We start from the raw sequence: 6,645 nt of genomic DNA on the forward strand, positions 1-6,645 counted from the left end.
AATTTCATTCAAGTATGATTTTGCCCTGCTTTTTGTTTCCAATCTTACTAAGTAGTAAGTTTCATCTTTATCATTAGTAATAGCATCGGCACTAATATGTTGTACTTCTGCTGACATGCCACCATAAATGGTAAAATCGTAAGCGCTGAACTTAAGAATAGCTGGCTGGCCTTGTCGAATAAACGCGATGTCTTTCGGCGAAACTTTGGCTTCTACGATAAGTTGGTCATCCTGAGGTACAAGTTCAACCACGGCACTACCTGGCGTTATAACACCGCCAACCGTATTGATAAGTAACCGCTGAACCGTGCCGTTGATGGGTGATCTGATATCAGCTTGTGATACCACATCCTCTAAACTGGTTTGGGATTGCTGCAAAGTAGCCATCTCGCCGGTAGCATCAGTAAGCTCTTGATTCCAACGATTTACCAATCTTAATCGGCTTTCTTCCTTTTTTATGATTTCTTCTTCGATAGCATTAAGACCGCGCTCGATGGCCACTTTAGACTTCGTGATATTGCCTTCAAGTTCTACCACCTGCCGCTCTAACCTGAGAATTTCGATTTCCGAAACGGCACCTGAAGCAAGCAGCGGCTTTGTAACAGATAACTCTTTTCTCGTTAGAGACAGTACATTTTGATATTGGGAAAGGTTTGCACGTTCCTCTTCCACATCTTGGCGTCGCTGCATAATACGTGAATCTGAGCCAGCGGCTACTTCATCAAGCTCCGCCAGATTCGAGTTATAAAGCTTGCGCTCGTTTTCGATAATGCTGGGGGCCTGCTCTTGCAACTCTTTATTAAACCTCAGTGCCTTACCTTGAGTAAGCGCCGACAGTCTTTGCACTTTTGCTGCGAGCGCAGCAAATTGTGTGGTGTTCTCTTCAAGGCTGGATAGAAATCGCGTCGGGTCAACCCTAAGCAAAACTTGCCCCGCTTTTACGGTTTGCCCCTCTGCCACTAAAATGTCTTGAACAATTCCGCCATCATACGATTGCAGCACCTGAAGCTGTTGAGACGATATAACCTTCCCGTCGCCTTTTGCCACCTCGTCGATTTCGGCAAAATACGACCAAACCACTAAAAGAAAAAGTACGATGGATACGAGGTACAATAGCCCCTTTGCCTTTACTGGCGTTTGCATAATCCGTGACCACTCGGCTTCTAACACCCAATCTTGCCCCGGAGGTGGCGCAAGCCACCCGCGCATTAATCGTTGAAGCCAGTCTTTTTTCTCACCACCACTTTTTAAAATCATGGTGCCCTCTTAAGTGTTTGACTTGGCTTTCTAAATTGCACAAGTACGTCTTCCTTTTTGCCATCTGCAATGACTTTTCCGTTTTCAACCACAATTACCCGTTTACAGTTGGGAAATACTTTAGACATCACATGTTGTAATGTTTCAGGTTGTATAAATTAGACGTCGAGATGAGGGGTGGTTACAATTTTTACTATTGGTTAAGAAATATCTTGAAAAAGTAGATGTATGAACGCGTAACCCCCTGGGGGAAGGCTTAGCAGTGTGAATAACGGATGATTTAGGTGTTAATGTGATTGAACAAAATAGGTCGTTTCCAGATGACTTCGGCTTTGACTATTGTCTTATGTGGATTAGTACGGAGAAATATCCCTCATTTATAAGTAGGCCACACCCTGACAGTGGCGAGATCATCCATGACGTTAGGGACAACTCAAAACCATTTGCTCATAAACTTCCAATTTTAATAGACCCCGATGGTATCAATGTGGTGCCAGTGAATCTATATCTTCACTCTTTGTTGGCAGATCCAGATATATCCTCCGATAAGACGATTCAATCCCATGCAGTTGCGTTATTGAGCTTCTATCGGTGGTTGAGCACGGAAATCCCCGAACATACACACCCAAGGACTGGCCTTCTGGTTGATGAAAAACCTCCGTTAACAATATATGACTGCACCGAGAAGGTAGAGGAAAGTCCAATCGTGAGATATCGAGACTATTTATTGGAAAACCTTTATACCAAGGATGAAACTGGAAAAGTCGGTGGTTCTCCAAGTACAGCCTCTAACTATGTTTTGAAAGTTGTCAATTACTTCATCTTCCTTCATCGCCAGCGGATCATTTCAATCAGCAAAACCTTTCGACCATTTGAGTTTAAGGCAAAGACTGTTCGCATAAGCAACAAAGGAAACAGAGCACAACATGAAATGCTCTCACATCTCAATCGCAGTCACAGTAAGGAAATTATTGTATACACCACAGGTCTCACTAGACCATTTAAGAACATAAAAAAACCTCAAGATGCTGATATTCGAGAGCTTAACCCACTTCGTGAAGATGAAAAACAAGAGCTTTATAAACACCTTGATATTGAAAATTCATCTGACACTAAAGCCCTAATGGTGTACTTAAAAACTGAAACGGGATTGAGATTGGAGGAATTAATAACATTTCCTGCCTCTGTCGTGGACAAGCCAAAAGCTAAAGTAGTTAAGGTGCAAATTGGTGAGAATATTAACGGTTGCTTAACCAAGTTCAAAAAAAACAGAACAATTGAAATCCCAGCCAGTGTCATGGATCTGTTGTACGAGTACAAGTTAAGTAAGGCGAGGAAGAAGGCTATTGAAAAAGGATTACTTCGCCATAACCACTTATTCGTTAAATCGAATGGCAATATCTACGCTCCAAACACCATTCAAAAGTATGTGGAAACTATCCGCAATGATTTGACACACTGTGGGCTTGATATTTATTTTGCCCCTCATGACTTACGAGCCACTTTCGCAACCGACTGGCTGTACAGCAAACATATGGAAACAGGTAAGCCCTTCGAGGCTTTGTTACAGGAGCTGGCTGATTTGATGGGGCATGAAAGCACCTCTACCACTCAAAAATACGTTAACTACATGAATGACAATAAAACATGGTTGGAATTCGCTCAGCGTAAAAATCAATTCGCACAACAATCGCTGAGGTGATGATATGGCAAAAAGTCGATTAGCAGCATCGAGAAATCAAAATAAATCACCCGCTCCGCCGATTACTAAGAAAAATGTTACTTCATTAGATTTGATCGTTGATATACGGCCAGAAGGGGTGCTAAACAGCACAAGACACAATTTTATTTATTGGTGTCATGAACAGTGTGATCCCAAAAAACCATTAGCTAAACCCTCTCGACTGGAAAGAATGCAAAAGCTAAAAAGATGGGTTGATCAAGAGAAGAAAAATGAAACCAATGCATGGTCTCTAGTAGTTAAATTAAGCGCCTTAAAGACTTACATTGCATTTTGCGACATTAAGAAGTTCGACCCTTTTAGTCAGGCTGGATATCTTTATTACGCTGGTAACTCAGGTGAGTTACGGCGCTTAGTTGACATTGCTAGTGAGCCTAAAAAATACCAATTTCAGTATCATAATGGTGAAGAGTTTGGTTTGTTGGAATCCTCAGCTCTTCAAAAAAAGATGAATCTCGACTCGATGCTTCCAGTGCTTGATTTTGATGTGTCAGACATGCAAGCCACGCTTAAGAGCTTTACTGGTGAGATAACAGATTTTGCTACACTACCTTATACATCAAGCGAATGGTATGCACTAGTTAGACGCACTCAGCTTCTCTTTTTCTCTTTGGTAACTCAACTTATTGCGTTTAAAGAAGAAAACCCCGAATCGCCCCCACCTCAATACCTAGAAAACATTGTGGTTGAAAGAATAGATAATCGTGACATCACGATTACACTTGGGAGAAAAAATGGTTCAGCTTCAGAAGGCTTAGCGAGTCCTTTTAATCAATGCATGTCGGCAGCTTACACTTTGTTTGCCTATTACACTGCATTTAACGACACAGTGATTAGACAGGTTCGCCACCCCATTAAAATGGTTACGTCAAATAAAGATGGTCGGACATCAAAAGTTGCTCAAGTTCGCGCTTACAAAGGTCGTGCATCAAAGGACGTAAAAGCGTTATTTTCAGGCTTAGAAGAAAGCTCCCACCCCGAAGCCAAAGATGAGGAAGCTGGGTTTATTGTCGCTGACATCAATAAGCGCGACACTGTTGGAGAAACTGACGGAATTACCTTTCTTCGAGCACTCGAACTCCTCTCGAAAACCTACAGCGAAGACCCTTATGACACTCTGATATATTTCCTCAATAGCGAAGGTGATAAAGGCAAGGTTGATGTGTCTGGAGCTTCATTCCAATTATCAAAGAACCTAAATTTGCTTTCTGATAGCAGAGCTGAGTTGACCGACCATCTAGTAAAAACCTACGCCGACATTGTTAAAGATCAAAAGATGACCACGTTTAACAAGATTAAACGAGATGATGGTGTATACACGATGGAAGCAAAAGTCACCGTTCTTAAAAAGCAAGTTGTAACAATAAGAGCAATGCCTATTGCTTACGCTGCTCTTTCATGTATGACTGATGTTTCATTGCGGAACGCGCTTATACCGCTTAATTATTCAGAGAAAGATTCCGATGGAGCGATGACAGTTTCTTTCAAATATGCTGATGGCTCTAAAGGTGAGTTTATTGTTGCAGCTAAATACAAACCTTTTCTTCAATTGGTTGAGCGTTATGCTGCGAGCAGAAACCCTTTACCCAGAAAAAATTATGGTTTTGGTGGGGGGAGTTCAACAACCAAGCATCCATTCTTACTACCGCTGGGTGGTAAATATGTTACTTATCAGTGGTCAGAAGGTGAGGTTCCGATTCGCGAAGTTCTGTTAAAATTGTGTGGCATTGGTCGCGGTGATTACTTTATAAATATTACCGCCAGTAGGATTCGCACTACTCATTCTAACTTAGAGTATAAAGCTGAAGAAAAAGGGTGGACAGCCCGAAAAATTTTGCAGCACAATATTGAAACAACTGAAAGACATTACCCCAACGGCCACCCTGTCTCAAACAACAAGCAAATGTCACAAGGGATGATGGGGTTAGTCTACATAGCCCAGGGCAAGAGCCGCAGTGAAGCTATAGAATCGGTTAAGAAAGAATTGGAAATTCCCGTCTTAGAATACGATGTTTGGAAACAACGTAATGCTCCTACAAACCCCAATGGCATTAGCTGCGGCGGGGAAATTGATTTGCTGTCAGAGAAAGATTGGCATTATGCAGCACGCAAGTTCGCAGAAAAAAAAGGGATTATTGAAGAGGGTCAAGATATTACCTGCTATCAATACGATCTTTGCGTCTTTTGCAAAAGCGCCAAACTCGTTGATGACCCCTACGCTATTTATAAACTATTGAGCTTTCTCGATGCGTTAAGTGAAGCCATTGACCAATACCCAGAACGCGCTTCGGTAATTCAATTAAAGATAAATCGCTTTCAAGCTAACCTTGACGGCCTCCCATTAGAGACCGTTGAACAAGCTGAGGATTTGCTTGAAGAAAAAGGGCGTTATCCACTTTTCGACTCGTTATCTTCCATTACCCAATTTTTATAAGGGCTATATCTATGCTGTCTTTTGAAAACTCACAAGATATGGATTCAACCTTAGATACCATGCGTTTAATTGGTGATAGAGGCGACTATTTGCAACAGGAACTTCTCCCTGCGCTACTGCGAGGCGATTGGGAAGAGTTAGACAAAATGGTGGTCTATCAAGATCAAAAAAAGACCATCTTGTTTGGCGAGGATATATGGGCGTTTAGAAATTCTGACTACAAAGGGAGTGGGGTCACGAACTTGATTTTTAACATTGAGCCAGAGCAAGAAGAAAATGTCATTGTACTTCATCAAAAAGAGCGTCACATGCTTAATCAAATGAAGTGCGTAGCATTAGCGGATATGTGGTTTTCTGTTAAACATATAGAACTGGCTTCAATAAATAATAAAAAAACTCTCTTCGAAAGGATATTGCCCAACTAATCAAACGTGGCATCAATTCATTTGAGGAATTGAATCAAGAGCATCTAGAAATTTTGGTTACTGAGGGATGGTATGATATTTCTAGGAGCTATTGTTTTATAGGGTTGAATAGTCTTGTCCACTTGAAAGGGCTGCTACCTTTCAAGGTCAATTTTTCACATCAATCCCATAAGATGTACAACATGAGTTCTGATGCGCAAAACGGAAAAGTGGTGATTCCCCCCCGAATCTATTTTGCGGCATTAAAAGGGTACAGTGAAGATATCGTAAAAGCCTACGGATTAAGAGATGAAATCGAACAAGCAGTTGAGCAGATGATTTCCTTTTATTCCGATGAAGTAAAAAGAAAAATTCTGAGGGTTAGAAGCGGCTATAGCCATAAACCTCATGGCGGTTATGCAGAATCATGGGAACGATTTACCCAGGCGCTCGACAACAATGGAATAACCTTAGCGGATAAAGGTGAAGATCCACGGTGGATGCAAATATTCACATCTATTCAACCCCGCATTCAAATACGACGAGAATGTCTTAGTATCTTCAGAGCACGCATTGGCAACACTTATTATGGCTGGGCTGGTTTTAGACAGTATTTGAGAAGCTTGAACACAAAAGCCTCATGGCTTTGCTTGGCATTGTCAGGAATGCGCGTAGACGAGTTGTACAAAATGAGTCCTGTTTACGGTGCGCAAAGAACGACTTTCGATAAAAATGGATGTGAGTCCGAAACTGGCAAGGAAACCATTTACTTTCTAACTACCCCCCTGTGTCAGGATAGTTGTCGCCTC

Annotated in this window: 4 protein-coding genes and 1 pseudogene; 4 read left to right on the forward strand and 1 reads right to left on the reverse strand. The window is 41.7% G+C overall.

All coding sequences use genetic code 11. The annotated features are described in order from the left end of the window. The coding region (locus tag ACX5KA_RS14525; RefSeq protein ID WP_458731501.1) for an HlyD family type I secretion periplasmic adaptor subunit at nucleotides 1–1,257 on the reverse strand (1,257 nt) is incomplete at its 3' end. 292 nt (nucleotides 1,258–1,549) lie between these two features. Between ACX5KA_RS14525 and ACX5KA_RS14530 the strand changes: the two genes are divergently transcribed. From ACX5KA_RS14530 to ACX5KA_RS14545, 4 genes and pseudogenes are all read left to right on the forward strand, one after another. Beyond that, complete coding sequence (locus tag ACX5KA_RS14530; RefSeq protein ID WP_061094527.1) at nucleotides 1,550–2,959, forward strand: tyrosine-type recombinase/integrase; 1,410 nt, start codon at nucleotides 1,550–1,552, stop codon at nucleotides 2,957–2,959. A gap of 4 nt (nucleotides 2,960–2,963) precedes the next feature. Beyond that, nucleotides 2,964–5,432, forward strand: a complete 2,469-nt coding sequence (locus tag ACX5KA_RS14535) for a hypothetical protein (RefSeq protein ID WP_150140950.1) — start codon at nucleotides 2,964–2,966, stop codon at nucleotides 5,430–5,432. An 11-nt stretch (nucleotides 5,433–5,443) separates the two neighbouring features. Then, complete coding sequence (locus ACX5KA_RS14540; RefSeq protein ID WP_458731502.1) at nucleotides 5,444–5,857, forward strand: hypothetical protein; 414 nt, start codon at nucleotides 5,444–5,446, stop codon at nucleotides 5,855–5,857. A gap of 182 nt (nucleotides 5,858–6,039) precedes the next feature. Then, nucleotides 6,040–6,645, forward strand: a pseudogene (locus ACX5KA_RS14545) (integrase); the annotation flags it as partial.

Source organism: Alteromonas alvinellae (assembly GCF_902705805.1).

Bases quoted from the DNA above. Each gene is read 5' to 3' on its own strand.
- ACX5KA_RS14535 (WP_150140950.1), top strand. From the start codon at position 2,964: ATGGCAAAAAGTCGATTAGCAGCATCGAGAAATCAAAATAAATCACCC.
- ACX5KA_RS14540 (WP_458731502.1), top strand. From the start codon at position 5,444: ATGCTGTCTTTTGAAAACTCACAAGATATGGATTCAACCTTAGATACC.